Consider the following 26,582-nt stretch of genomic DNA (forward strand, 5'->3'; position numbering starts at 1 on the left):
TACCGCCTCGTGCGGCAGGGCGTGGTGATGTCCCCGCTCCCCGGCGAGCCGAACGAGGCCGAGGGCGTGCTCAACCCCGCGTCCGGCCGCACTCCCGACGGCACCCTGCACCTGCTGCCCCGCCTCGTGTCGGCGGGCAACGTCTCGCGTGTCGGGCTCGCCGAGGTCGTCCTGACCGACGGCGTGCCGACCGGTGTCGAACGGCGCGGGGTCGTCCTCGCCCCCGACGCCGGCTGGGAACGCGGCAGGAACAACGCGGGAGTCGAGGACCCCCGCGTCACCTGGATACCGGCCCTCGGGCTGCACGTCATGTCGTACGTGGCCTACGGCCCGCTCGGGCCGAAGCCCGCGCTCGCCGTCTCCGAGGACCTGACGCGGTGGCGGCGGCTCGGCCCCGTCCAGTTCGGCTACCAGCCCGACCTGGACACCGACCTCAACCTCTTCCCCAACAAGGACGTCGTGCACTTCCCGGAGCCCGTCCCCGGGCCGGACGGGGAACCGGCGTACGCGATGCTGCACCGCCCGATGTGGGACCTGGGCTGGTTCCGCCCCGGCGAGGGCGTCCACCTGCCCGCCGGAGTGACCGACGAACGGCCCGGCATCTGGATCTCGTACGTCCCCGCCGCCGAGGCCGAGCGCGACATCACCGCACTGGCCCGGCCGCGCGACCACCGCCTCGTGGCCCTGTCCGAACACCCCTGGGAGAGCCTGAAGATCGGCGCCGGACCCGCCCCGATCCGGGTCCCCGAGGGCTGGCTCCTCATCCACCACGGCGTCTCCGGCACCATCGAGGACCCCTTCGCGCAGAACCAGAAGGTCAGTTACGCGGCCGGGGCGATGATCCTCGACCCCGCCGACCCGGCCGTGGTGCTCGCCCGCTCCGCCGAGCCGCTGATGGCGCCCGAGACCGAGGAGGAACGCTCGGGCACTGTACCGAACGTCGTCTTCCCCACCGCGATCGAGGAGATCGACGGCGTACGCCACGTCTTCTACGGCATGGCCGACGCCCACATCGGAGTGGCCCGGCTGGAACGCGTCGGATGACGGGGGTGGGCGCGCGGGCGAATGGCCCGTGGTGGCGGGACGCGGTCTGCTACGAGATCCACCCCCGTTCCTTCGCGGACTCCGACGGCGACGGCACCGGTGATCTGCCCGGCGCCACCGCCCGGTTGCCGTATCTGCGGGATCTGGGGGTCGACGCCGTCTGGCTCACCCCGTTCTACCCCTCGCCGCTGGTCGACGCCGGGTACGACATCGCCGACCACACCGCCGTCGCGCCCGACCTCGGCACCCTCCGCGACCTCGGCACGCTCACCGAACGGGCCCACGCCCTCGGCCTGAAGGTGCTGGTCGACCTCGTCCCCAACCACACCTCGGACACGCACCCCTGGTTCCGGGAGGCCCTGGCGGCGCCCGCCGGAAGCGCCGCCCGGGACCGCTACCTGTTCCGGCCCGGCCGCGGCGACCGGGGCGGGGAGCCGCCCAACGACTGGCGCTCCGCGTTCGGCGGCCCGGCGTGGACACCGGCCGGCGACGGCGACTGGTACCTGCATCTGCACGCACCCGAACAGCCCGACCTGAACTGGCACCACCCGCACGTCCCCGCCGACTTCGAGCGGATCCTGCGCTTCTGGCTGGACCGGGGCGTGGACGGCTTCCGGGTGGACGTCGCCCACGCGCTGTTCAAGGACCCGGCCCTGCCGGACGCGGGCCCCGGCCAGCACGAGGACCCGGCACGCAACCATCTGATGCCGTACTACGACCGCGAGGAACTGCACCCCCTCTACCGCCGCTGGCGGGCACTGCTCGCCGGGCACCCCGCCGGACCGCCCGGCGCCGCGCCGCCGGGGGAGCGGCTGCTCGTCGCCGAGGCGGCCGTCTTCGACCCCGACCGGCTCGGGCGCTACGTACGCCCGGACGAGATGGGGCAGAGCTTCGGCTTCGCCTTCCTGGAGTGCCCGTGGGAGCCGGCGGCGATGCGCACGGTGATCGAGGAGTCCGTCGCCGCCATGGGCGCGGTGGGCGCCCCGGTGACCTGGGTGCTCTCCAGCCACGACGCGGTCCGCCCGGTCACCCGGTACGGCGGCGGGCCGGCCGGGGTACGGCGGGCGCGGGCCGCCGCGCTGCTGATGCTGGCCCTGCCGGGTGCCGCGTACGTCTACCAGGGCGAGGAACTGGGGCTGCCCCAGGCCGAGTTGGCCGACGACCGGTTGCGCGACCCGGTCTGGCGCCGATCGGGCGGGACCGAGCGGGGGCGGGACGGCTGCCGGGTCCCGCTGCCGTGGGAGGGCGACCGGCCGCCGTACGGATTCTCCTCGGCCGCCCCGGACGAGTGCTGGTTCCCGCAGCCGGAGGGGTGGGCCGGGCTGACGGTGGCCGCCCAGCTCCGCGACCCGGACTCGACGGCCGCGCTGTACCGGGCGGCACTGCGGCTGCGCCGGTCGGAGGCCGCGCGGGCCGTGGCCGACGGCCACGCGCTGCGGCTGCTCTCCGAGCCGGGCGCCTCGCATCTGGCGTTCGACCGGGGCGACGGGCTGCTGTGCGCCGTCAACTTCGGCCCGGAGCCCGTCCCCCTGCCCGCCGGGGCGCGGACGCTCCTGGCGAGCGGGCCGTTGACGGACCACGGGCGGCTGCCGACGGACACCGCCGTCTGGCTGCGGCGGTGGACCGCGCCCGCGAGAGGGGCGGCGCCCCGCCCGCCGGCGAACGGGCGGCCCGGACCGGGAGCGGTCCACGACCGGTGCCCCGACCACGGCGACGTCGGCCACGCGGTCCGCCCCGGCCCGGCCGCCCCGGACGCCGACATCGCCGCCGGGCCGCCGCTCACGGCACCCGCCCACCGGCCGGAGGGCGCGATCGCGGTCAGTACGCCGAGACCGACGCGAACAGGGCCTCCGCCTCGGCGACCGAACCGGCCAGCACACCCGGGTCCGTACTCAGCTCCGACGTGATCATGTCGACGTCCCGCAGCCCCGCCCGCCGCAGCAGCGTCTTCTCGTTCGTCACCCATTCACCGCGCGCCGCCAGCACGGCGTGCGCCGTCTGTGTCGCCGCGACGGCGAGATTGCCGACGACCTCGGTGAGCCTGCCGTACGGGACGTGGTTGTCCTTCGTGTATCCGAGCGTCATGCGCGCCCGGTCGAGCCAGAGCCCGGGAGCCGTACGGCGCAGCGCCTCCGGGTAGGCGGGGCGGGGGAGTTCACCGCGCAGCACACGGTTGATGCCGAGTTCCGCGACGACCAGATAGCTGGGGATGCCCGCGAGATGGAACATCAGCGGCTCGACGCGGAAGCGGCCCGCCTCCGCCTCCGCGAGTTCGTGGCCGACCACGGCGAGATCGCGGTAGTGCACGTCGACCCGGCGCCCCTCCACGGTCAGCCACGCACCGCCGTTGAAGACCCCGCCGCCCCACCCGCCGATCTCGGAGACCTCACCGGGCCAGCCGACGGCGCGCAGCCGCGCCGGGTCGAAGTCCCCCTCGCCGCCGCCCTCGTAGTAGACGGCCATGTCCCAGTCGCTGTCCGGCCGTGCGGTGCCCTGGGCGCGGGAGCCGCCCAGCGTCACGGCCCGCACGGCGGGCAGCGCGGCGAGCACGTCGGCGGTGCGGTCGAGGAAATCCTGGTCGCCGTCGCGGGCGGGGTCACTGACTGCGTTCATCGGGCGGGAAACCTCTCCGAGGTACGTGGGGGAAGCGGCCAAGGAACTATAGTGCGTACAAACGTTCGAACTGACGACGTGACATCAATGGGTGACCGCCCGAAACGAGGAGCCATGGGGACCAGCGATCCGGACACCCTTACGTTCTACACGCAGCCCGCGACCATGACGTCGACCGGCCGCTTCGCCCCGCTGTTCGACGCCCTGCCGAGAGACGTCGCCGGGCTCATGACCGTCGCGCAGGGTCTGCTGGTGCACGAGCACCTGGCCGGGGAGTACGGGCTGACGCTGTCCGAGGAGCAGCGCTCCAGCGTGCACGACCGGCCGGTGACGACCCTGCTGGAGCAGATCGTCGCCCGCGACGACCGCCCGCTCGACACCGCACGGGAACCGGCCGGCCGGCTCCCCGGCAACTGCCGCCACTTCACCGTCCTCATGGTCGCCATGCTGCGCGCCCAGGGGACCCCGGCCCGCGCGCGCTGCGGCTTCGGCGGCTACTTCGGCACCGGCGGCTTCGAGGACCACTGGGTCGCCGAGTACTGGAACGGCGAGCGGGGCCGCTGGATCCTCGTGGACGCCCAGATCGACGCCCGGCAGCGGGAGATGTTCCCGGTCGACTTCGACCTGACCGACGTCCCCCGGGACGCCTTCCTGGTCGGCGGCGACGCCTGGCAGCGCCACCGCGCGGGCACCGTCGACGCGGACCTCTTCGGCCTGACCATGCTGGAGGAGACCGGCGACTGGTGGATCGCGGCCAATCTGATGCGGGACGCCGCCGCGCTGACCGGCACGGAACTGCTGCCGTGGGACGTGTGGGGCGCGATGCCGGGGCCCGACTCCGAGATGGGCGAGGACCTGTGCCTGTTGCTGGACCGGCTCGCCGTACTCACGACCGATCCGGACACCCACTTCGCGGAGCTGACCCGGACGCTCCGGGACGACGCCCGCGTACGCGTGCCGGACACCGTCCGCAACGCCCTGCGCAAACGGGACGAAGCCGTGTGACCGACGGCCGTACGTGTGTTTCCGCCCGCGCCGGACAGGGTGGAACAGAGCGTGGACGAGCGGTCCGCCGATGATCGAGGTCCGGCCCCGGGCTCCCGCCGGGGGCCCGACCGGGAAGGACGGCCATGAGCGACGCGACGGGCAGCACGGCGGAGGGCGGTTCGAAAGGCGGCCCCGGGGACGGTGACGGGGCCGGGGGCGGCGGGAACGCCTCGTACGGCAGGAAACCCTTCACACGTTCCCGGAGCCACTTCGCCGACCGCGTCACCGCCGACGGCCGGGACGGATGGCCGGTCGAGGCGGGCCGCTACCGGCTCGTGGTGAGCCGCGCCTGCCCCTGGGCGAGCCGCGCCCTCGTGTCCCGGCGGCTGCTGGGCCTGGAGGACGCGCTCTCGCTCGCCGTCGCCGACCCGATCCAGGACGACCGGAGCTGGCGCTTCACCCTCGACCCCGACGGCCGCGACCCGGTGCTCGGCATCCGCTTCCTCGGCGAGGCGTACGACGCCCGTGAGACGGACTACCCCGGGGGCGTCAGCGTGCCGGCGATCGTGGACGTGCCGAGCGGCAGGCTCGTCACCAACGACTACCAGCGCCTCACCCTCGACCTCGCCACCGAATGGACGGCCCTGCACCGCCCCGGAGCCCCCGACCTGTACCCCGAACCGCTGCGCGACGAGATCGACGAGGTGATGGAAGGGATCTACCGGGACGTCAACAACGGTGTGTACCGGGCCGGTTTCGCGAGCGATCAGCGCACGTACGACGCGGCGTACCGCGACGTCTTCCACCGGCTCGGGCTGGTGTCCCAGCGGCTGGCCGGGCAGCGCTATCTGGTGGGCGACACCCTCACCGAGGCCGACATCAGGCTTTTCACCACACTGGTGCGCTTCGACGCCGTCTACCACGGCCACTTCAAGTGCAACCACCACAAGATCGCCGAGGATCCGGTGCTCCACGCGTACGTGAAGGACCTCTACCAGACGCCCGGCTTCGGCGACACGGTCGACTTCGACCACATCAAGCGGCACTACTACCAGGTGCACACCGGGGTGAATCCGACCGGCATCGTCCCCCTGGGGCCCGACCTCTCCGACTGGCTGACCCCGCACCACCGGGAGCGCCTGGGCGGCCGGCCCTTCGGCGACGGCGCCCCGCCGGGCCCGGTGCGCGCGGGCGAGGAGGTCCCGGCGGCGGGACGCCCCTGAACGTTCGCGCGCCCGCCGGTACGGGCTGGTCCGTACCGGCGGGCGTCGCGCGCCCGGCCGGGGCTACTTGCCCTCCGTCCCGTCCCCGGCCGCCTCCTGAGCCTTCTCCTGCGCGGCGACGTACGCGGCCAGCGCCTCGGCGATGAACTCCTCGGTGGCCCGCTTCTCGACACCGAGCCCGCTGAGCACGCCCTTGCCGTCCTCCAACTCCAGCAGGGCGAGCAGGAGATGCTCGGTCCCGACGTAGTTGTGGCCCAGGCGCAGCGCCTCGCGGAAGGTGAGTTCCAGGGCCTTCTTGCCGCCCGCGTCGTACGGGATGAGGTCGGGCACGCTCGCCACGGCCGGCGGCAGCACCGCCTCGACCGCCTCGCGCAGGGCCTCCGGGGTCACGCCCTGCGCGCCGATGGCCCGCGCGCCGATGCCCTTGGCCTCGGAGAGCAGCCCGAGCACGAGGTGCTCCGCCCGGATCTGGTCGTTGCCCGCCGCACGCGCCTCCTCCTGGGAGGCCATCACCACCAGCCTGGCCCGGTCGGTGAAGCGGCTGAACCCCTGACTGGCGTCGAGGTCGGTCCCCTCGCCGGGGGACTTCGCCACGAAGCGCTTCTGGGCGGCCTGCCGGGTGACCCCCATGCTGCGCCCGATGTCGGTCCAGGAGGCACCGGAGCGACGTGCCTGGTCGACGAAGTGGCCGATGAGGTGATCGGCCACGTCACCGAGGTGATCGGCGGCGATGACCGCGTCGGAGAGCTGGTCGAGAGCGTCGGTGTGGACCTTCTTGATGGCCGCGATCAGATCGTCGAGCCGGATGGGATGCGTCATGTGTCAACCTTAGGTTGACGGCCTTCGGGGTGTCAACTCGAAGTTGACATCTGTCCGGGGGTGTCGGCCGCCGGCCTGATCCCCGCCCCGTCCGGACCGAGAAGCCGGGTGGCGGCGGCCGTGGTCAGGGCCAGAAGCATCAGCGCCGCGCTCACCCACACCGGCGACCGGAAACCGAAGCCGGCGTCGAGGGCGAGACCGCCGAGCCACGGCCCCGCCGCGGCGCCGACGTTGAAGGCCGCCGTCGCGAAGGAACCGGCCAACGTCCGCGCGTCGGGCGCCAGTTGGAACACCTGCGAGATCATCGCCGAACCGGTCCCGAAGGCCAGCAGTCCCTGGACGAAGGCGAGCGCGACCACGGCCGCCGGGCTCGCCGCGCCCAGCGTCAGCGCGAGCCAGCCGAGCGCGAGCGACACCATGCCCACCACGACGAACGCGCCCCGCCGCGCGTCGGCGACACGGCCGGCGAGGGTGACACCGACGAGCGAACCCACGCCGAACAGGGCGAGCAGCGCGGGCACCCACCCGGCACCGAGCCCGGTGACCCGGGTGGCCAGCGGTTCGAGGTAGGAGAACGCGCAGAACGTCGCTCCCTGCACGAGCGCCATGGTCAGCAGGGTCAGGACGACGCGCCGGCCGGTGAGCGCGCGCAACTCCGCGCGTACGGTGGGCGTTTGCTCCGGAGCAGGAGCAGGAGCAGGAGCAGGAGCAGGAGCAGGAGCCGGAGCCGGAGCCGGAGCGGCATGCTCGGGCGCGTGTGAGCGCGAATGCGCGGGCACTTCCTTGGTCGCCGTGGCGGACGGCCGTTCGGCCGGGACGGAGGTCACGATCGCGACGAGCGCGGGCAGTGACACGACCGCCACCGCCCAGAACGCGGCCCGCCACCCCAGGTGTTCGCCCAGCAGCGCCCCGGCGGGCACCCCCACCACACAGGCGACGGTGACACCGCCGACCACGACCGACATGGCGCGTGCCCGCGCCGCCGGTTCGACCATCGCGACGGCGGCGACCAGCGCGACCGCCCAGAACCCGGCGTTGGCCAGCGCGCCGACGATCCGGGTCACGAGCAGCACCTCGTAGCCGGGGGTGAGGGCGCCGACCACGTGCGCGGCCACGAACGCGGTCAGAAAGACCAGCAGCGCGCGGCGGCGCGGCCAGGTCCGGCTGAACAGCGCCATCAGCGGCGCCCCGATCACCATCCCCACGGCGAACGCGGACGTCAGAAGCCCGGCGTCGGGGACGGAGACGTCCAGATCGGCGGCGATGCCCGAGACGAGACCGGACAGCATGAACTCGGAGGTGCCCTGGGCGAAGACCGCGAGCCCGAGCACGTAGACAGCGAATGGCATGAGTGAACCCCAACGGAGGATCGGTGAGTTGACAGGCCGGTGCGGGTGGTCGCACCCGGGGGAGAGCGGGCCGGGGCGGTCGTCACCGCGCGGGGGACGACCGGGAATCACGGCAACCGCCGGTCCCGTCCGGTGAGTTCACGGACGGGACGGGCGAAGCTGCGGCCCACTCGACGGTGGACCGGGGGCATGACCCCGCCGAGGTCTCCCGTACGACCGGCGCGGTCGTACGGCGTCACCTCGACGTCGGGTCGGCCACCGGGCGACCGGTGGCTAGAGTCTGTCGGACTCGGGGCTGCTCATGGACGGCAAGTTACCAGCCGCGCAACGGTTCCGTGGGCCGATCCGGTGAGCGCGACGGCGAACACGCCGTCCGGCGACGGCCACGCGGCTATAACCGGCCCATGATCTACCACTTCGCCGCGCTGTCCCACTGGCCGGCAGATCCGGACCTGCCCTACGCGCCGCCGACGCTCGCCGTGGACGGCACCGTCCACGGCTCCCCGACCGAGGAAGCGGTCCTCATGATCGTGGAGCGTTTCCACCAGGACACGGACGGTGTCGTCCTGGTCGTCGACGAGACCAGGCTCGGCGTGCCCGTCGAGTGGGTGACCCCGCCCGCGCGTTCGCCACTGGCCCGGCTGCCCGGCCACCGTACGGCCCGGATCCGGGGACCGCTCGACCGGGACGCCGTGGTCAGGCTCCTGGACGTCGTACGCGGTGAGGACGGCCGGGGCCCGTCACTGGTCGGGCGGGACGGCTCCCCGACCGGGTGAGCCGGGGCCCCGCGCCGCGCTCACCAGTCGTGCACCGTCCCGTCCCGCAGCCGGTTCACCGGCAGGTAGGCGGGGGAGTACGGGAAGCGCGCGGCGGCCTCCAGGTCCAGGTCGACCCCGAGACCGGGTGCCTCGGAGGGGTTCAGCAGACCGCCGTCGAAGGTGTACGAGGGGCGGAAGACCTCCAGCGTCTCGGCCGAGTGGCGGGTGTATTCCTGGATGCCGAAGTTGTGGATCGCCACGTCCAGATGGATCGCGGCGGCCATCCCGACCGGTGAGATGTCCGCCGGACCGTGAATCCCCGACCGGGCCCCGTGGACCGCCGCGAGGTCCAGCAGCCTGCGCATCGCCGTGATGCCCCCGGCGTGGGTGACGGCGGAGCGCACGTAGTCGATCAGCCGCTCGCCGAGCAGCGTCGTGTAGTCGTTGACGTGGTTGAACACCTCGCCGATGGCGAGCGGGGTCGTGGTGTGCTGCCGGACGAGGCGCAGCGCCGCCTGGTCCTCCGCCGGGGTGCAGTCCTCCAGCCAGAAGAGGTCGTAGGGCTCCAGGGACTTGCCGAGCCGCGCCGCCTGGATCGGGGTCATCCGGTGGTGGCCGTCGTGCAGCAGGGGCAGTTCGGGGCCGAACTCCTCGCGTACGGCCTCGAAGACCGCCGGGACGTGGCGCAGATACGCGGCCGTGTCCCACACCTCCTCGAACGGCAGCGCCCGCCCGCCCGCCGCCCCGTCCCCGGCCGGCAGGCCGAGCCCGGTCGCGGCGTCGCCGCCGTCCACCCCGTACACCGCGTCCAGCCCGGGGACACCGGTCTGGATCCGCACCGCCCGGTACCCCTGCGCCAGCACGACGTGCACCGAGTCCAGCAGTTCGGGGACGTCACGGCCCGACGCGTGCCCGTACGCCAGCGCCCCGCGCCGGCTGCGCCCGCCCAGCAGCTGGTAGAGCGGCATCCCGGCGGTCTTGGCCTTGATGTCCCACAGAGCCGTGTCGACGGCGGCGATCGCGGCCATCGTGACCGGACCGCGCCGCCAGTACGCACCCCGGTAGAGGTACTGCCAGGTGTCCTCGATCGCACCCGCGTCGCGGCCGAGCAGCAACGGCGCGACGTGCTCGCGCAGATAGGTGTCGACGGCCAGTTCGCGGCCGTTGAGGGTGGCGTCGCCGAGCCCGACGACACCCTCGGACGTGGTCACGCGCAGGGTCACGAAGTTGCGGCCGGGGCTGGTGACGACGGTTTCGACGGACTGGATCTTCATGGGTGCGGGTGCTCCTCGGACGAGGGACGGACGGCGGAGGGAGGGTCGGGCGGGCGGCGGAAGGGGCCGGCGGAGGGGAGGGCGGGCCGGCCGGTGCGGGGCGGCGGCCCACGGGGGCGAGGCCCTGCTACCCGCTTCCGCCCGCCGTCACGCCGAGTCCCGCACCACCAGCGTCGTCGGAAGCAGCACCTGACGGCGCTCCGTGGCGGGCTCCGCGATCTCCTCCAGCAGAAGCCGGGTGATCGAGCGCCCGATCGCCTCGATGGGCTGGCGCACACTGGTCAGCGCCGGTGTCGTGTGCCGGGCGATGACCGAGTCGTCGAAGCCGATCACCGCCACGTCCTCGGGCACCCGCCGCCCCCGCTCCCGCAGTTCGGTCAGCGCGCCCACCGCCATGACGTCCGAGGCGGCGAAGACCGCGTCGATCCCGGGCACCCGGTCGAGCAGGTCGCCCATCGCCTTGCGCCCACCCTCCTCGGTGAAGTCCGCGACCGCGACCAGCCGTTCGTCCACCGCCGTACCCCGCGCGGCCAGCGCCTCGCGCCAGCCCCGGAGCCTGCTGTTGCCGACGTCCATGTCCAGCGGTCCCGTGATCGTCGCGATCGTGCCGCGCCCGGCGTCCAGCAGATGCCGTACGGCCGCCGCCGCGCCCCCGACGTTGTCGGAGTGGACATGGCTCAGCGACTCGTCCGGCGAGCGCCGGCCCGCCAGGACCGTCGGCATCCGCATCTCCTCCAGCAGACCGGGCAGCGGGTCGTCGTCGTGGATCGACACCAGCAGCACCCCGTCCACCCGGCGTGCCGCCGCGAAGCGCGTCAGCCGGTCCAGCTCCCGCCGGTCGCGCACCAGGATCAGCAGCAACTGCATCTCGGTGTCGTCCAGTTCGGCACTCACCCCCCGGATCACGGCGGAGAAGTACGGCTCCGCGGCGAGCCGGCTCTCCGACTCGGGAATCACCAGCGCGACACAGTCGGTCCGGCTGGTGACGAGGCTCCGGGCCGCCGGGTTGGGTATGTAGTTCAGCTTCGCGATGGCCGTCTCGACCGCCGCTCGTGCCTTCGCGCTGACGCCGGGCGAACCGTTGACGACCCGGGAGACCGTTCCGCGGCCCACCCCCGCGAGCTGGGCGACGGCTTCAAGAGTTGGCCGCGGATCTTGGTGTTTACGGCTGCTCATCCATTCTCCTGACTTCTGCCCCGCGGGGAGGCCCCGTTCCCGTCCACGCAGGGCACTTGACCCGCGACGGACCGCTCCGCCCCTCTCGGCGCGGGACATCTCCGGGCAACGGAAACGTCTTCAACTCTTGACACGGTGCGACGTACTCCGCAGAGTCTTGCACAACCGATTGGGAGCGCTCCCACTCTCCCGCACACCGGATGACGGGCCCGCGTCCGGTGTCGTCATCGAGCCACTTCCGGCGCGTCGAGCGCCTCGCAAGGAGGAAGCACATGGGCACCGCCCGTCATCGCCTCGGTTCCACCCTCTCCGCTCTCCCGTCCCGCTTCCCGCACCGTTCCGCCAACTCCTCCCCGCACCGCTCGCCGCACCGCTTCCCGACCCTCGCCGCCGTCGCCGCGGCCGGTCTGTCCCTCGTGCTCGTCGCCGGCTGCGGAGGCGGCGGCGACACCGGCGAGGCGAAGACGAAGGACGGCAAGACCGTCGTCACCATGGGCATGTTCGGCGTCATGGGGTTCAAGGAGTCCGGGCTCCTCGACACGTACATGAAGGAGAATCCCGACATCCTGATCGAGGCCGACGTGGCCGGCGACGAGCAGACGTACTACACCGCGCTCCAGACCCATCTGGCCGCCGGCAGCGGCCTCAAGGACATCCAGGGCATCGAGATAGGCCGGGCCAAGGAACTCGTCGACACCCAGGCCGACAAGTTCTCCGACCTGTCCAAGACACCGGGCCTGGACCACTTCCTGCCCTGGAAGTCGAGCCAGGTCACCACCGAGGACGGCAAGCTCCTCGGCCTCGGCACGGACATCGGCCCCATGGCCGTCTGCTACCGCAAGGACCTGTTCGAGCAGGCCGGTCTGCCGACCGACCGCGCCGAGGTCGAGAAGCTGTGGGCGGGCGACTGGGCCAAGTACGTGGAGGTCGGCCGGGACTTCAAGGAGGGCTCCAAGAAGGCCAAGGTCGCCTTCATGGACAGCTCCACCGGACTGTTCAACGCGATGATCTACGGCGACGAGAAGCAGTTCTACGACAAGGACGGCACGCTCATCTACGCCGACAACCCCGTGGTCAAGGACGCCTGGGCGCTCGCCTCCGGCGCCGCCCAGTCCGGACTGACCGCCAAACTGCGGCAGTTCCAGCCCGGCTGGGACCCGGGACTGGCCAACGGCACCTTCGCCACGACGGTCTGCCCCGCCTGGATGCTCGCGCACATCAGTGAGAAGGCGGGCCCGGCCAACAAGGGCAAGTGGGACGTCGCCAAGGCACCCAAGGGCGCCAACTGGGGCGGCGCGTTCCTCGGCGTGATGGACAAGAGCCCGGTGAAGAAGGAGGCCGCCGACCTCGTCGCGTGGCTGACCGCGCCCGAACAGCAGGCGGTCATCTTCGAGAAGCTCGGCAACTTCCCGTCGTCGAAGACGGCGCTGTCCATCCCCGCCGTGGCCAACGGCACCTCCGCCTACTTCAGCGACGCGCCGATCGGCCAGATATTCGGCGCCGCGGCCAAGGAGATCCCGGACGAGCAGGTCCTCGGCCGCAAGGACGGCACGATCAAGGACACCTTCTCGGCGGGCCTCCAGCTGATCGAGTCGCAGGGCAAGAAGCCCGACGTGGCGTGGAAGACGACGGACGAGCGCATCAAGAAGCTCACCCGGTGACCGGCTGATCCCGTCCGGCGGCCGGGTCCTGCCTCCCCTCGACCGGCCCGGCCGCCGGGCCCCGCGCCCGGGTGCGTACGTAGCGTCCCCGCGGCGTACGACACCCACGGAACGCGATCCACCCGTACCGACTCCACCCCGCACCGACTCCACCCGCACGGAACTGACCGCACGCACACGGAACTCACGGAAGGACGCCCGCGTGGCCACCTCCACCCCGGCAGCCCGCACCGACGGGCAGCCGCCCCCGCCCCCGCACGGCTCCGCCGGGAAGAGCGGTCCCCGCCGCGACGGATCAGCGGGCCAGTCGCGGCGCAACCTCCTGCACCGGCTGGACGTGCGCGGGGTCCCGTACGCCTTCATCGCCCCCTTCTTCCTGATCTTCGGCGCCTTCGGGCTCTACCCCCTCCTCTACACGTTCTGGATCTCGCTGCACCGCGTCGAGCTGTCGTCGCTGGACCGGATGGAGTGGCGAGGACTCGCCAACTTCACCGAACTCATCGACGACGACCGGTTCTGGAACGCGCTGACCAACACCTTCACCATCGGTGTCATCTCCACCGTCCCGCAGCTGCTCATGGCGCTCGGCCTCGCCCATCTCCTCAACTACCGGCTCCGTGGCTCGACGTTCTTCCGGGTCGCCGTCCTCACCCCGTACGCCACGTCGATCGCCGCCGCCGCACTCGTCTTCACCATGCTCTTCGAGCGTGACTACGGCATGATCAACTGGGGCCTCGGCTTCCTCGGGGTCGAGAACATCGACTTCGAGAACCAGAAGTGGCCCGCCCAGTTCGCCATCTCCGCCATCGTCATCTGGCGCTGGACCGGCTACAACGCGCTGCTCTACCTCGCGGCGATGCAGGCGATACCGAGAGACCTGTACGAGGCCGCCGCCATCGACGGCGCGTCACGCTGGCAGCAGTTCCGCCAGGTCACCGTGCCCGGCATCAGCGCCACGATCGTCTTCACCATCGTGCTCTCCACCATCGGCGCGACCCAGCTGTTCGGTGAACCGCTGATCTTCGGCCAGGGACCGAACGGCATCAGCGGCGGCGCCGACAACCAGTACCAGACGCTCGGACTGCTCCTCTACGAAGAGGGCTGGCGCAACTACCAGATGGGGCGCGCCGCGACGATCGCCTGGGCGATGTTCCTCATCCTCATCCTCGTCTTCGTCCTCCAGCGCGTCGTCACCGGCGTCAGGGCACGCCGCTCGGCACGGCCCGCCTCGGCCACCAGGAAGACCCCGGCCACCCCCAAGGCCCCGTCCACGCCGTCCGTACCGTCCTGACCAGGGAGCAGCAGCCGCATGACCATCGACACCGCGCCCGTCCGGACGGACGCGCACGACCGGGCACCCCGGGCCCCCGCGCCCGCCGGCCGCCTCCGGATCGCCCGCGCGCTGCGCCCCGGCGCCGGCCGCACCCACCACGCCGGACCCCTCGCCTACGTCCTGCTCGGCATCGCCGCGCTCGTCTCGCTCTTCCCGCTGTACTGGACGGTGGTGGCCGCCTCCACCGACAACACCCGCATCTCGCAGACCCCGCCGCCGTTCCTCCCGGGGCCGAATCTCCTCAAGAACCTCGGCATCGCCTGGCAGGACGCCGCGATGGGCAAGGCGATGATCAACAGCCTGATCGTGGCCGGTGCCATCGCGCTGTCGACGGTCTTCTTCGCCACCCTGGCCGGGTTCGCCTTCGCCAAACTGCGCTTCCGGGGACGGAACCTGCTGCTGCTCCTGGTCATCGGCACGATGCTGGTGCCGCCGCAGCTCGGAGTCGTCCCGCTGTTCATGATGATGGCCGACCTCGGCTGGGGGCAGACCCTGCCGTCGGTCATCTTCCCGACGCTCGTCAGCGCGGTCGGTGTGTTCTTCATGCGGCAGTACCTCAAGGAGGCGCTGCCCGACGAACTCATCGAGGCGGGACGGCTGGACGGCGCGCACTCGCTCCGGATCTTCTGGAGCATCGTGCTGCCGATCGCCCGGCCGCCCATGGCCGTTCTCTTCATGATCACGTTCGTGCACGCGTGGAACGACTTCTTCTGGCCGTTCATCGCGCTCGACATGACCAACCCCACGGTGCCGGTCGCCCTCACCCAGCTCAGCGCGGGCTATGTGCGCGACCAGTCCGTGATCATGGCGGGCGCGCTGCTGGGCACCCTTCCGCTGCTGGTGATGTTCATCGTCTTCGGCCGCCAGATAGTCGGCGGGATCATGCAGGGAGCGGTCAAGGGCTGACCGCCCTCCCCGGCCGACGACCCGTCAATCTCCGTCGGTTCGCGCCCCGTTCCCCCGGCCCCGCCGGAACCGCGCCGGGCCGCCGCCCCCTGCCCGCTTCCGGCCTTTCCCCCGGCGGCCCGCCCCTCCGCGCACGTCCCCGCACCCGCCCGCGCGGACTCCCGCCCGTCCACTCACCCCCACACGGCTCACCGTTCAACTCCTGAAAGGGACCCCCGTGGCCACCTCCCCCTCCACCCCGTCCTCCGTACGAGTCTTTCCGCCCGAGTTCCTCTGGGGCACCGCGACCGCGGCCTACCAGATCGAGGGCGCCGCACGGGAAGCCGGCCGCACCCCCTCCATCTGGGACGTCTACTCCCGCACCCCCGGCAAGGTCCGCAACGGCGACACCGGTGACATCGCCGCCGACCACTACCACCGCTGGCGCGAGGACACCGCTCTGATGTCCGACCTCGGCGTCGGCGCCTACCGCTTCTCGGTCTCCTGGCCCCGGGTGCAGCCCACCGGCAGCGGTCCCGCGTCCCAGGAGGGCCTCGACTTCTACCGGCGCCTGACCGACGACCTGCTCGCCAAGGGCATCGAACCGGTCGTCACCCTCTACCACTGGGACCTGCCCCAGCACCTGGAGGACGCGGGCGGCTGGCCCGAGCGCCGTACCGCCGAGCACTTCGCCGAGTACGCCGCCCTCGTCGCCGACGCGCTCGGCGACCGCGTCACCACCTGGACCACCCTCAACGAGCCCTGGTGCAGCGCCTTCCTCGGCTACGGCTCCGGGGTGCACGCCCCCGGCCGTACCGACCCCGTGGCCGCCCTGCGCGCCGCCCACCACCTCAACCTCGGGCACGGGCTCGCGGTCCGGGCGCTGCGCGACCGGCTCCCGGCCGGGGCGCGGGTCTCCGTCACACTCAACCTCCACCAGGTACGTCCCCTGACCGGCAGCGCCGCCGACCACGACGCCGTCCGCCGGATCGACGGGCTCGCCAACCGCGTCTTCACCGGACCGATGCTGGACGGCGCCTACCCCGAGGACGTCCTGGCCGACACCGCGTCCCTCACCGACTGGGACTTCGTGCACGACGGCGACACGGCGCTCATCCACCAGCCGCTGGACTTCCTCGGCGTCAACTACTACTCGCCGACGCTCGTCTCCCACCACGACGGCCCGCCCGCCCACCGGTCCGACGGGCACGGCGCCAGCGACCACAGCCCGTGGCCCGCCGCCGACCAGGTCGCCTTCCACCAGACCCCCGGCCCCCGGACCGCCATGGGCTGGACGGTGGACCCGGACGGGCTGTACGAACTGCTGATGCGGGTACGCCGCGACCACCCCGAACTGCCGGTGATGATCACCGAGAACGGGGCCGCCTTCGACGACTACGCCAACCCGGACGGCGAGGTGCGGGACCCGGAGCGGATCGCGTACCTGCGGGACCACCTCGCCGCCGTGCACAGCGCCATCGAGGCGGGCGCCGACGTACGCGGCTACTTCCTCTGGTCGCTGCTGGACAACTACGAGTGGGGGTACGGCTACAGCCGCCGCTTCGGCGCGGTGTACGTCGACTACGCCACCCAGCGGCGTACCCCCAAGGCCAGCGCCCACTGGTACGCCAAGCTCACCCGCAGCGGCAGCCTGGCGGTCGGCGCCCCGGAGGGGGACGAGTAGCACGTCCGCGGTCTCCTGTTACGACGGGACGCCCGGTGACGTCGCGCCCTCGGTCGCGTCGGCGCCGGGCGTCCCCACGGGAGCGGGCTGCTCCGGTGGCGCGGGCGACGGGGTGCGGTAGGTGCGCAGGGGGGCGTTGACCGCCGCCACGACGGCGACCGCCACGGCGGCCGACAGCCCCCCGGCGACCAGGGAGAAGGGAGCCGAGGTCACCGAGGCCAGCAGCCCGCCCCGGAAGTTGCCCAACTCCGGGCCGCCCACACCGATGACGTACTCCACGGAGGACACCCGGCCCCGGTAGGCGTCCGGGGTCTCCAACTGCACGAGTGCGTTCCGGGTGACCACGGACACGGTGTCGGCGGCCCCGGCCACGGCCAGACAGCCGAGGGCGAGCCACAGCGGCTCGGCCAGGCCGAAGCCCGCCAGGGCCAGGCCCCAGAGGCCGGCCGCCGTCAACTGGACCCGCCCGGCGCCCGGCCGGCGGGTCACCGTGCCGGAGAGCAGGCCCGCCGTGATCCCGCCGACCGCGACCGCTGACAGGAACAGGCCGAGGGTGCGCGGATCACCGTGGAAACGGGCCTCGTTGACCAGCGGGAACAGGGCGACGGGCATGGCGAGCAGCGTCGCGGACAGATCGGTGGCCAGCGCGCCCCAGAGCGTCGGACGGCGTGTCACGATCCGCCACCCGCCCCGCTCCGCCCGGCGCCTCCCGTTACCCGCCTTCCCGGTTCCCTCGGGCGGCATCGGCGGGAGGCGCAGCGTCGCGAGCAGGGAGACGGCTGCGGTCGCGGCCTGCACGGCGTAGGCGGCGGGCAATCCCCACTGGGCGATGATCAGCCCGGCCGCCGCGGGCCCGGCCAGCATCGCCGTCTGGAAGGAGATGTTGCTCAGCGCGAGCCCGGCGGCGACCTGGTCGGCGGGCAGCAGCCGGACCGGGAAGGTGCGGCGCGCGGGCGCGCCGAGCGCACCGCACGCGGAGCCGGCCGCGACGAGCGCGAGCAGCAGGCCGGCGTTCCGGTTGTCCGACAGGGCCTGGGCGCACAGTGCGGCGGCGATCAGCAACTGGCCGCAGGACGTGGCCCGTACCACCGTACGGCGGTCGACGGCGTCCGCCAGCGAGCCGCCGAGCAGCCCGAACAGCAGCGTGGCCACTCCGGTGACGAGCCCGATGGTGCCGGTGCCGACCGGGCTGCCGGTCAGCTCCCACACCTGCGCGAGCACCGCCACCATGGCGGTCTGGCCGCCGAATTGCGAGAACGTCGACCCGATCCACAGGTCCCGGAACGGCCCCCCGCCGCGCAGCGGACGGGTGTCGACGAACCTGTCGCGCCCCTTCACCGCGACTTGTCGAGGTGGTCGAGGTGGTCGAGAACGCGCTGCCGCATGGACCGCCGCGCCAGCGCCCGCCGCACCTCCTCGACCACGGTGGTCAGCGCGTACGGGATCTCCGCGTCCAGCTCCGCGACGGTGGCGTGGGTGGCGCGCCACTCCGCCTCCAGGAACGGTACGAGCGAGCGCCCCCGCTCGGTCAGCTCGATCCGCCGCGTACGCGCGTCGGGCCCCGGCTCGGAGCTGACCAGCCCCTCCTTGCGCATCGCGGTGAGGGTCTGGCTGAGCGCGGAGTGCGAGAGCCCCAGCGACTCGGCCAGCTCCCGGATGGTGAGCGGCCCGGTGTGCGCGAGCCGGATCAGCGGATACGCGAACCGGGGCCGCACCCCCTCGATCCCGCGCGTGAGATACACCTGCTCGATCTCGGCGTCCAGCTCCGCCAGCAGGACGTGCAGGGACTGCCAGGGATCGGGCCGCGTGGTGGGGTCCGAGGATGTCATAGCGCTAATATAACAGCGCTATGACAATCGCCGGGCCCGGTCCGGTCCGGGCGCCGCACGCCGGAGCCAGGCGCTACGCGACGCGGCGCCTGGCCTTCACGGCGTTGTCCGTGCGTGTGGCCGGGCTCCCGTCGGGGGCGGTCTGGACGCGTTCGTGCTCCGCGCGGAGCAGCACGTCCCAGCCCCCGTCGGACAGGCCGAGCGAGGCGACGACCTCGTCCGGAGTCGGCAGATGGACCTCCGGGTGCGGGTTCGGCTCCCACGGCGGGAGCCCCGCGTGTCCCACGATCAGCAGCACGCCGCCGGGCGCGACTGCCGCCGCCGCGGACCGCAGGATCTCCTCGCGCGGCAGGTCGCCCGGCGAGTGCAGGAACTGCGCCGACACCAGGTCGTACGTCCCGGTGGGGAACGACGTGCCCAGGTCGTGCCGCTGCCAGTCGATACGGTCCGCGATCTCCGCGCCCTTCTCGGCGGCGTGGCGCCGGGCCCTGGCGAGGGCGACCCCGGATATGTCGCAGGCGGTCACCCGCCACCCCTGGCCGGCCAGCCAGATCGCGTCGCCCCCTTCGCCGCTGCCCAGGTCCAGCGCCCGGCCGGGCGTCAGTCCGGTGATCTCCCGGACGAGGACGGCGTTGGGGTCGCCGCTCCAGATCCGGTCGCTCTCGCCGTAACGGGCGTCCCAGAACTCCTCGTTGGTGCCGTCGGCCCCGTTGCCGTCGGTGCCGTTGTCCGTGCCGTCGTCCGCGCTGGTGCGGGTGTGTGTCATCGGTAGGTCTCCTTCACCGGATCGCCCCTGCGCCGCACCGGCGGATCTGCCGGTGACGTGGCGCGACCATCTGCCGGTGATGGTCGGCCCCGCCCTCGTGGTTTGACAAAGTTCGTTGCCGAGGCGGCAAATGGAGTCATGGCCGACGACGAGTTCTCCACCGTCCTGCACGGGGTGGGACCGCGCCTGCGCGCCCTGCGCCAGGAGCGCGGCACCACCCTCGCCCTGCTGAGCGAGACGACCGGCATCTCGGTCAGTACGCTCTCCCGGCTGGAGTCCGGCGGACGCAAACCCACCCTGGAACTGCTCCTGCCGCTGGCCAGGGCGTACGGCGTGCAGCTCGACGAGCTGGTGGGCGCGCCCGCGACCGGCGATCCCCGTGTCCATATGCGGCCCTTCAACCGCCATGGCATGACCTATGTGCCGCTGACCCGCCATCTCGGCGGACTCCAGGCGTACAAGCAGATCATCCCGGCGGGTCGTGAGCAGAGCGGCCGACCGGAACAGCAGGTGCACGAGGGCTACGAATGGCTCTACGTCCTGGCCGGCCGGCTCCGCCTGCTCCTCGGTGAGCACGACCTGGTACTGGGCGCCGGGGAAGCGGCCGAGTTCGACACCCGTACACCGCACGCCTGGACCCGGGTGGGCACGGACGCGGTCGAATTCCTGAGCATCTTCGGCCAGCAGGGCGAGCGGATGCACGTACGCGCACGGCCCGCCGAGAAGTGACCGACGCCCGGCGGGCCCCGGTGGAGCGCGCTGTCCGGACCCGCCGTCAGTCCTTCGCGGGCCCGATCGACGCCAGCAGCGAGGCCACCACCCGCTCCGTCGACGCCGCCATGTCCACCGACCCCGGCGACAGCAGCCACTGCACCTGGAGCCCGTCCATCACCGCGATGATCGCGTTCGCCACGTTCTCGACGTCCAGGTCCTCGCGTGCCTCGCCCAGTTCGGCCGCCTCCCGCAGCGCGTCCACGACGAAGGCCCGCAGCCCCGTGTACCGATTGCGGAAGTACTCCTGCGCGGGGTGACTTTCGGTGACGCTCTCCGCCGACAGGACCGTGTACAGCCGTACGATGCCCTCCCGCTCGGAGTTGCGCCGCGAGGTGTCGATCAGATGGCGCAGAAAGGCCAGACCGCGCGGGCGGTCCGGGCCGAGCTGCTCTATGTCGGCCCGGTCCCGCAGTTCGAGCACGCTCGTCAGGAGCAGCTCCTTGGAGCGGAAATAGTGCAGGACACCCGCCTGGGTGAGCCCCGCGCGATCCGCGATCTCCGCCAGCGACGCGTTGTTGTAGCCGCGCGCGGCGAACGTCTCCATGGCGATGCGCAGGATCTCCTCGCGCCGCTGCCGCGCCCCCGCGCTGCGCGGGGTGCGCGGCCGGTCCGGTCCGGCCGCCGCGCCGCCCCGGTCCCCCGCTCGTCTGTTGCTCACCGTGCGCAGTCTACGGCTCCCGGGATCACGGCCACGCCCTCGGGACGGGCGCCGGAGGGCCGCCCGGAACAAGTTCCGTACAACTTCCGTACGACGACTTACTAAGTACTTAGTAAGCGTGCTTTCATGTCGCCGATGCGCCACCCCGGCCCCGGCGCGGCACGCCCCGGCCGCAGGCGATCCGTTCGACACACGAACCGGCAGGAGCCCCCACGCATGCGAAGAACCCTGCACAGAAACGTCGTTCGCAAAGCTGTCGCCGCCCTCGGCGTGCTCGCGCTGGGCGGCAGCCTCGGACTGACCTCGTCCGGGACCGCGCAGGCCGCCGATCCCACCGCCCAGGTGTGGATCTCCACGGCCGACGGGAGCCGCAAGCTCGCCTCGGCGGGCCAGATCACCTTCAACTCCACTCCGCAGGCCATCGACATCAATGTCAATACGGCTCAGCGCGAGCAGCAGTTCACCGGGGCCGGCGCCTCGGTCACCGGCGCGGCCGGGTATCTGATCAACCAGCTTCCTCAGGCCCAGAAGAACTCCCTGATGACCTCGCTCTTCTCCGCCCAGGGCGACGGCATCGGCCTCAACTACCTGCGCCAGCCGCTCGGTTCCACCGACTTCAACCAGGGCGCCGCGTACACGTACGAGGACAACCAGGGCGACTTCAACCTCGGCCGGGACCACGAGGCGATCATCCCGGTCCTCAAGCAGGCCGTGTCGATCAACCCCGGCATCCGTTTCATGGGCACCCCCTGGACGCCGCCCGCGTGGATGAAGACCAACAACAGCCTCAACGGCGGCAGTCTGCGCACCGACCGCTACCAGCAGTACGCCGACTACCTGGTCAAGTCGATCCAGGGCTACCAGCAGCAGGGCATCCGGCTCACCGACCTCACGGTGCAGAACGAGCCCGAGTTCGCGACGAGTTACCCGTCGATGAGCATGACCGCCTCGGAGCAGGCCGCGTTCTTCAAGGTGCTCGACCGCACACTGACGGCGGCCGGTCTGCCGACCAACCTCCTGGCGTACGACCACAACTGGGACCACCCGAACTACCCGCTCCAGGTCTTCGCCGAGACACCGGGCATGAACCGCGTGATCGGTGCCGCCTTCCACTGCTACGGCGGCCAGCCCGGCAGCCAGTCGCAGATCCGGCAGGCCGGCAAGCGGGTCTTCTTCACCGAGTGCTCGGGCACCGACAGCGACAACCAGGCCAACACCTTCGCCGACACGCTGAAGTGGCACGCCGAGAACCTCGTCGTGGCCAACATGCGCAACGGCGGCGAGACCACGATCATGTGGAACCTCGCGCTGAACCAGAGCGGCGGCCCCCACCAGGGTCACTGCACCACCCGCTGCAACGGTGTGGTCGAGATCAACGGCAGCACGGTCACCCGTAACGCCGAGTACTACGTCCTCGGTCATCTGACCAAGTTCGTGCGGCCCGGCGCCACCCGCGTCGGCTCCACCAGCCAGGGCGCGGGCGGGGTGCAGAACGTCGTCTGGCAGAACCCGGACGGCAGCAAGGCCGCGTACGTCGTGAACGGCGCGAGTGCGGCCCGGACGTTCTCCGTCACGGACGCCGGGCGCTCGGCCACGTACACGCTGCCCGCGGGCTCCGTCGCCACCCTCGTCTGGACCGGCGCCGACCCGGGCAACCCGGGCAACGGCACCATCGACCCGGCCGCGTGGTACCAGGTGGTCAACAGCGGCAGCAGCGCCTGCCTCGACGCGACCGGCTGGGGTACGGCCGACGGCACGGGACTCCAGCAGTGGTCCTGCTCCGCCCCCGCGGCGAACAACCAGACCTGGCAGTTCCGGCCCACCAGCAACGGCTACCACCAGGTCGTCAACCGGCACGCCGACAAGGTGTGGGACATCGACGGCGGGTCCGGTGCCACCGCCGACGGGGCCCGCGCCCACCTGTGGAGCTACACCGGCGCCACCAACCAGCAGTGGCAGGCGCAGCGGATCGGTACCACCGACCGCTACCGGTTCGCCGCCCGGCACAGCAACAAGTGCCTGACGGTGAGCGCCGGTACGGCGAACGGCGCCACGCTCACCCAGCAGCCGTGCACGGAGGCGGCGAACCAGACGTTCCGGCTGGTGGCGCAGCCGTAGCCGTAGCCGTACGCGTCACCGTGCGTCACGTGCGTCACGTGCGAAGCCGGTCAGGCGTCAGGCGTCGCTCGTCCGGCGTCACGCGGGAGCCGATGAGTCCGGAAGTCCGGGCTCATCGGCTCCCGTTCGTTGTCGGTGCTCCCAGGGGTGGGCGCGGGGCCGGGGGTCAGAGGTCGAGCACCGCGCGCAGCGCCTGGCTGACGCGTTCCATCACCGCCGTGTCGACCGGGCCGAGCAGCTTCGCGCCGTCGAAGCGCGTCACCCGCAACTGCTGGAGGTTGACCGCGACGGCCGTGGAGGGCAGCGGGTCGTCGATCACCACGGACATCGCCGTGTCGGGGTAGCGCCCGGCGTCGTGCAGGACGACGGTGAGCACCGCCCCGTACGCCTCCTCCAGACCGTCCAGCGAGACGATCAGGACGTTCCGCCCGTCCCCGAGCGTCCAGATCTCACCGCGTTTCACAGGGCGTCGCCCTCGCCGCCCAGGTCCTCGCCGAGGCCGAGGGAGGCGAGCCGGCGGGCCGAGTCCAGCACGGCCTGCCGCTGGGCGGCGCGCACGATGTAGGCGTTGAGGGACAGCCCGGCGGCTGCCGCGCCCGCCTTGATCGATGCGCTGATCTCGTCCGGGATACGGAGCGTCATGGCGGTCATGCGACCGAGCGTAGCAACCGGGCGGTGGTCCCACCATGTGGTGTCACTTCCTGAGACCGCCTGATGAAGCCGCCCGCCGGGACCACCTCCCGGGACCGTTCGCCGGGGCCGGCCGGCCGAACCGGTGAGGTCGGCGGGCAGCGGCGGCGACACGCGCCGGGACGCCCGTTTGCCGACCCGGCAAGGCCGCTTGGCCGGTGGCCGCGGCCCGGCGAATGATGGCCGTCGGAAACGATCACGCCGAGGAGGCTCCATGTCCGACCCCGTCACCCCGCCGCCCGCGCCGGCCACCGGCACGCCCGCCGTCGCCCCGCCCGGCGCCCGTCACCGCCTCGTGGACGTCCCCGGCGGCCGTATCCACCTGGTGGAACAGGGCTCCGGCCCCCTCGTGTTGCTGGTCCACGGCTTCCCCGAGTCCTGGTACTCCTGGCGCCACCAGCTCCCCGCGCTCGCCGCCGCCGGATACCGCGCGGTCGCGATCGACGTCCGCGGGTACGGACGCTCCTCCCGCCCCCCGGCCGTCGAGGACTACCGGATGCTCGCCCATGTCGCCGACAACGTCGGCGTCGTCCACGCCCTCGGTGCGAAGACGGCGACGATCGTCGGCCACGACTGGGGCTCCAACATCGCCGCCGGCTCGGCCCTCCTGCGCCCCGACGTGTTCACCGCGGTCGCCCTGCTGAGCGTGCCGTACGCGCCTCCCGGCGGACCCCGTCCGACCGCGCTGTTCGCCTCGATCGGCGGCGACGAGCAGTTCTACGTCAGCTACTTCCAGACCCCCGGCCGCGCCGAGGCCGAGATCGAGCCCGACGTCCGCGGCTGGCTGGCCGGGTTCTACACCGGGATCTCGGGGGACACGGCGCCGCCCGAGGGGGAGGGGAGCCTCTTCTTCGTACCGCCCGGCGGCAGGCTCCGCGACCGGTTCCCCGCGGGACCGCTGCCCGGGTGGCTCTCGGAGGCCGATCTCGACGTCTACGCGGGCGAGTTCGAGCGCACGGGTCTGACCGGGGCGCTCAACCGCTACCGCAACGTCGACCGGGACTGGGCGGACCTGGCCGCCTGGAACGGCGCGCCGCTGACCCAGCCCTCGCTGTTCATCGGCGGGTCCCGCGACGCCTCCCTCGCGTGGATGGCCGACGCCGTCGAGAACTACCCCGTCACCCTCCCCGGCCTCGTCTCCTCCCACATCCTCGACGGCTGCGGGCACTGGGTGCAGCAGGAGCGCGCCGAGGAGGTCGGCGGCCTGCTGGCCGAGTGGCTGGGCGCGCTGCCCACGCCGTGAACCTCGTGCACATCACCCGGACGGCGGTAGGCGCCCGCCGCGCCGGACCCACGGGGCACGGGCCGCCCGCGCCACCGCGAACGGAAGGCGCCGACACCGGACGCGCGGCGGAGCGGCACGTTACCCGCGGTCCGGCGGGGATCGCCGTCAAAACCCCCCGAAAGGAGGTGAAGCGGTCGAAGCGGTGAGAATGATCGGACCGAGCACGCTGATCAGTCCGATCAGGTCAAGGAGTGAAGTCAGTGGAGAACGCCGACGTCCGGCCGACCGGCCCCACGCTGCCGACGGGCCGTGGCGACCTCAGCTACGGGGTCGTCCGCGCCCTGCGGGGCCGCCCCGGTTCCGGGACCCCCCTTCCGGCGCGCACGGCGGCCGACGACGCCGCCCCCTACGGCGAGGACCTGCACCTCGCGCTCTACCTCTGCTACGAACTGCACTACCGCGGCTTCTGCGGAGTCGATCCCGCCTGGGAGTGGGACCCGGCCCTGCTCGCCTTCCGCGCCACTCTCGAACGCCACTTCCTCGACGCGCTGCGCGCCGACACCAAACGGCGCGCCGACGTCGACGAGGCGCTCGCCGACCTCCTGGTCGAACCGCCGGACGGGACGAGCGTGTCGCACTACCTCAGGGACGAGGGCGAGCTGTGGCACCTGCGCGAGTACGCCGCCCAGCGCTCCGTCCAGCATCTCAAGGAGGCCGATCCGTACGCCTGGGTGATTCCCCGGCTCCGGGGGCGGGCGAAGGCGGCGATGGCCGCCGTGGAGTTCGCCGAGTTCGGCGCGGGCCACGCCGGGCGGAGCCGCTCGCGGCTGTACGCGGATCTCATGACGGACCTCGGTCTGGACGCCGCGTACGGCCGCTATGTCGAGGTGACGACCGGCGAGATGCTGGCGAGCGTCAACCTGATGTCGATGTTCGGGCTGCACCGCGCGCTGCGCGGCGCGCTGGTGGGCCATCGCGCCGCGGTCGAGGCGGTGTCCGTCCCGGCGGCCCGCCGGCTCGCGGAGGCGATGCGGGGCGCGGGGGCGGGCGGGGCCGCCGTACGGTTCTACGGCGCGTACGCGCCCGACGACACGCCCTCCGGCGAGGGGACGCACGACCCCGCCGGTCACCTCACCGCCGATCCGGCTCTCGTGCGCCGTGAGGTGGTCGGCGGGCTGCTGGACGACGAGCCGTGGCTGGAGACCGACGTGGCGTTCGGGGTGGACGCCACCGGGGTGCTGGACGCGCGCCTGGCCGAGAGACTGCTCACCGCCTGGCGGGACGGACTGTCCGGGCTCCGTTCGTCCCGGTGAGCCGTCTCCGGCGTACCGGGAGTCCCCAGGCCCCGCACGTCACGTCACGTCACGGTGAAGGGTCGCCGCGACGCGCGGTGACGGCGGCCGTCCGTCCGTTCATGAACCGAGCGAGCGTGCCCGCACCGGCGCCGTGGGTGCCTGCTGGCCTCCGCTGGCCAGCATCCGCACCTCGCCCCGGTCGCTGATCTCCGCGCGTACGATCCCGGTCTCGTCCTCGTAGACGGGAAATCCGCCCGCCCCGGCCCTGGCCGTTCGCCGGACCGTCACCGCGTCCCGTTCCACGCCTTCCCGTGGAGCGGGGTCGGTCGGGTCCGCCGGAGCGGGTTCTTCGAACACCAGCTCGTAGCGTTCCGGGTATGCCATGGGAGCCTCCTCCCGCGATGGACGCCACCACCATCGT

At 72.5% G+C, this 26,582-nt stretch carries 25 protein-coding genes; 13 read left to right on the top strand and 12 right to left on the bottom strand.

Annotated elements, in window-relative coordinates; translation table 11 throughout:
• The first annotated feature begins 27 nt into the window (after positions 1–27).
• Positions 28–1,044: a glycoside hydrolase family 130 protein gene (locus tag OG875_RS30085; protein ID WP_330177953.1), complete on the top strand. Its 1,017-nt coding sequence runs from the start codon at positions 28–30 to the stop codon at positions 1,042–1,044.
• Positions 1,041–2,951 (top strand): glycoside hydrolase family 13 protein, encoded by a 1,911-nt coding sequence (locus OG875_RS30090; RefSeq protein ID WP_330177388.1) that lies wholly within the window; start codon positions 1,041–1,043, stop codon positions 2,949–2,951. Before OG875_RS30085 ends, OG875_RS30090 begins: the two co-directional genes overlap by 4 nt.
• Here OG875_RS30090 and OG875_RS30095 read toward each other — a convergent pair.
• A complete protein-coding gene (locus OG875_RS30095; RefSeq protein ID WP_330177389.1) occupies positions 2,863–3,657 on the bottom strand; it encodes a nucleotidyltransferase domain-containing protein in 795 nt (264 codons plus the stop codon). The genes OG875_RS30090 and OG875_RS30095 overlap by 89 nt on opposite strands.
• 114 nt (positions 3,658–3,771) lie before the next feature.
• Here OG875_RS30095 and OG875_RS30100 point away from each other — a divergent pair, with 114 nt between their 5' ends.
• Both OG875_RS30100 and OG875_RS30105 read left to right on the top strand, forming a co-directional pair.
• Positions 3,772–4,662: a transglutaminase domain-containing protein gene (locus OG875_RS30100; protein WP_330177390.1), complete on the top strand. Its 891-nt coding sequence runs from the start codon at positions 3,772–3,774 to the stop codon at positions 4,660–4,662.
• A gap of 125 nt (positions 4,663–4,787) precedes the next feature.
• Positions 4,788–5,867 carry a glutathione S-transferase family protein gene (locus OG875_RS30105; protein ID WP_330177391.1) on the top strand — a complete coding sequence of 360 codons (1,080 nt, stop codon included), beginning with the start codon at positions 4,788–4,790 and terminating at the stop codon, positions 5,865–5,867.
• Between the two features lie 63 nt (positions 5,868–5,930).
• On the opposite strand, the gene OG875_RS30110 is transcribed toward OG875_RS30105, so the two are convergent.
• Complete coding sequence (locus OG875_RS30110) at positions 5,931–6,686, bottom strand: Clp protease N-terminal domain-containing protein (protein WP_330177392.1); 756 nt, start codon at positions 6,684–6,686, stop codon at positions 5,931–5,933.
• Positions 6,687–6,718: 32 nt separating this feature from the next.
• On the bottom strand, positions 6,719–8,035 hold the full coding sequence (locus tag OG875_RS30115; RefSeq protein ID WP_330177393.1) for an MFS transporter: 1,317 nt from the start codon (positions 8,033–8,035) through the stop codon (positions 6,719–6,721).
• Between the two features lie 404 nt (positions 8,036–8,439).
• Here OG875_RS30115 and OG875_RS30120 point away from each other — a divergent pair, with 404 nt between their 5' ends.
• Entirely contained in the window at positions 8,440–8,811 is a 372-nt protein-coding gene (locus OG875_RS30120; protein ID WP_330177394.1) for a DUF952 domain-containing protein, read from the top strand.
• Between the two features lie 20 nt (positions 8,812–8,831).
• Here the strand turns inward: OG875_RS30120 and manD are convergent, their stop codons facing one another.
• Together manD and OG875_RS30130 are read right to left on the bottom strand one after the other, a co-directional pair.
• Positions 8,832–10,067: a D-mannonate dehydratase ManD gene (manD, locus tag OG875_RS30125; RefSeq protein ID WP_330177395.1), complete on the bottom strand. Its 1,236-nt coding sequence runs from the start codon at positions 10,065–10,067 to the stop codon at positions 8,832–8,834.
• Between the two features lie 147 nt (positions 10,068–10,214).
• Positions 10,215–11,243, bottom strand: a complete 1,029-nt coding sequence (locus OG875_RS30130; protein WP_330177396.1) for a LacI family DNA-binding transcriptional regulator — start codon at positions 11,241–11,243, stop codon at positions 10,215–10,217.
• 272 nt (positions 11,244–11,515) lie between these two features.
• Between OG875_RS30130 and OG875_RS30135 the strand changes: the two genes are divergently transcribed.
• From OG875_RS30135 to OG875_RS30150, 4 genes are all read left to right on the top strand, one after another.
• Positions 11,516–12,904, top strand: a complete 1,389-nt coding sequence (locus OG875_RS30135; protein ID WP_330177397.1) for an extracellular solute-binding protein — start codon at positions 11,516–11,518, stop codon at positions 12,902–12,904.
• 202 nt (positions 12,905–13,106) lie between these two features.
• Entirely contained in the window at positions 13,107–14,195 is a 1,089-nt protein-coding gene (locus OG875_RS30140; RefSeq protein WP_330177398.1) for a carbohydrate ABC transporter permease, read from the top strand.
• A gap of 18 nt (positions 14,196–14,213) precedes the next feature.
• Positions 14,214–15,143 (top strand): carbohydrate ABC transporter permease, encoded by a 930-nt coding sequence (locus tag OG875_RS30145; RefSeq protein WP_330177399.1) that lies wholly within the window; start codon positions 14,214–14,216, stop codon positions 15,141–15,143.
• 217 nt (positions 15,144–15,360) lie between these two features.
• Positions 15,361–16,806, top strand: coding sequence for a GH1 family beta-glucosidase (locus OG875_RS30150; protein WP_330177400.1), 1,446 nt, complete (start codon positions 15,361–15,363; stop codon positions 16,804–16,806).
• Between the two features lie 18 nt (positions 16,807–16,824).
• Here the strand turns inward: OG875_RS30150 and OG875_RS30155 are convergent, their stop codons facing one another.
• From OG875_RS30155 to OG875_RS30165, 3 genes are all read right to left on the bottom strand, one after another.
• Positions 16,825–18,144: an MFS transporter gene (locus OG875_RS30155; protein WP_330177401.1), complete on the bottom strand. Its 1,320-nt coding sequence runs from the start codon at positions 18,142–18,144 to the stop codon at positions 16,825–16,827.
• Complete coding sequence (locus tag OG875_RS30160; RefSeq protein WP_330177402.1) at positions 18,141–18,635, bottom strand: MarR family winged helix-turn-helix transcriptional regulator; 495 nt, start codon at positions 18,633–18,635, stop codon at positions 18,141–18,143. Before OG875_RS30160 ends, OG875_RS30155 begins: the two co-directional genes overlap by 4 nt.
• A gap of 73 nt (positions 18,636–18,708) precedes the next feature.
• Complete coding sequence (locus OG875_RS30165; protein WP_330177403.1) at positions 18,709–19,401, bottom strand: class I SAM-dependent methyltransferase; 693 nt, start codon at positions 19,399–19,401, stop codon at positions 18,709–18,711.
• Positions 19,402–19,539: 138 nt separating this feature from the next.
• Between OG875_RS30165 and OG875_RS30170 the strand changes: the two genes are divergently transcribed.
• Positions 19,540–20,130, top strand: a complete 591-nt coding sequence (locus tag OG875_RS30170) for a helix-turn-helix domain-containing protein (protein WP_330177404.1) — start codon at positions 19,540–19,542, stop codon at positions 20,128–20,130.
• A 46-nt stretch (positions 20,131–20,176) separates the two neighbouring features.
• On the opposite strand, the gene OG875_RS30175 is transcribed toward OG875_RS30170, so the two are convergent.
• Complete coding sequence (locus OG875_RS30175; protein WP_443079303.1) at positions 20,177–20,731, bottom strand: TetR family transcriptional regulator C-terminal domain-containing protein; 555 nt, start codon at positions 20,729–20,731, stop codon at positions 20,177–20,179.
• Between the two features lie 318 nt (positions 20,732–21,049).
• Here OG875_RS30175 and OG875_RS30180 point away from each other — a divergent pair, with 318 nt between their 5' ends.
• On the top strand, positions 21,050–22,951 hold the full coding sequence (locus OG875_RS30180) for an RICIN domain-containing protein (protein ID WP_330177405.1): 1,902 nt from the start codon (positions 21,050–21,052) through the stop codon (positions 22,949–22,951).
• A 166-nt stretch (positions 22,952–23,117) separates the two neighbouring features.
• On the opposite strand, the gene OG875_RS30185 is transcribed toward OG875_RS30180, so the two are convergent.
• Positions 23,118–23,414, bottom strand: a complete 297-nt coding sequence (locus OG875_RS30185; protein WP_330177406.1) for a hypothetical protein — start codon at positions 23,412–23,414, stop codon at positions 23,118–23,120.
• Positions 23,411–23,602 carry a toxin-antitoxin system HicB family antitoxin gene (locus OG875_RS30190; protein ID WP_330177407.1) on the bottom strand — a complete coding sequence of 64 codons (192 nt, stop codon included), beginning with the start codon at positions 23,600–23,602 and terminating at the stop codon, positions 23,411–23,413. Before OG875_RS30190 ends, OG875_RS30185 begins: the two co-directional genes overlap by 4 nt.
• Before the next feature lie 253 nt (positions 23,603–23,855).
• On the opposite strand from OG875_RS30190, the gene OG875_RS30195 reads away from it, so the two are divergent.
• The gene (locus OG875_RS30195) at positions 23,856–24,884 is read left to right on the top strand and encodes an alpha/beta fold hydrolase (RefSeq protein ID WP_330177408.1); all 1,029 of its coding nucleotides are present in this window, start codon (positions 23,856–23,858) and stop codon (positions 24,882–24,884) included.
• Between the two features lie 242 nt (positions 24,885–25,126).
• On the top strand, positions 25,127–26,179 hold the full coding sequence (locus OG875_RS30200; protein ID WP_330177409.1) for an iron-containing redox enzyme family protein: 1,053 nt from the start codon (positions 25,127–25,129) through the stop codon (positions 26,177–26,179).
• A 99-nt stretch (positions 26,180–26,278) separates the two neighbouring features.
• On the opposite strand, the gene OG875_RS30205 is transcribed toward OG875_RS30200, so the two are convergent.
• Positions 26,279–26,545 (bottom strand): DUF6296 family protein, encoded by a 267-nt coding sequence (locus tag OG875_RS30205; protein ID WP_330177410.1) that lies wholly within the window; start codon positions 26,543–26,545, stop codon positions 26,279–26,281.
• Between the last annotated feature and the right edge of the window lie 37 nt (positions 26,546–26,582).

The sequence above is a fragment of the Streptomyces sp. NBC_01498 genome, from assembly GCF_036327775.1.
Taxonomy (GTDB): domain Bacteria; phylum Actinomycetota; class Actinomycetes; order Streptomycetales; family Streptomycetaceae; genus Streptomyces.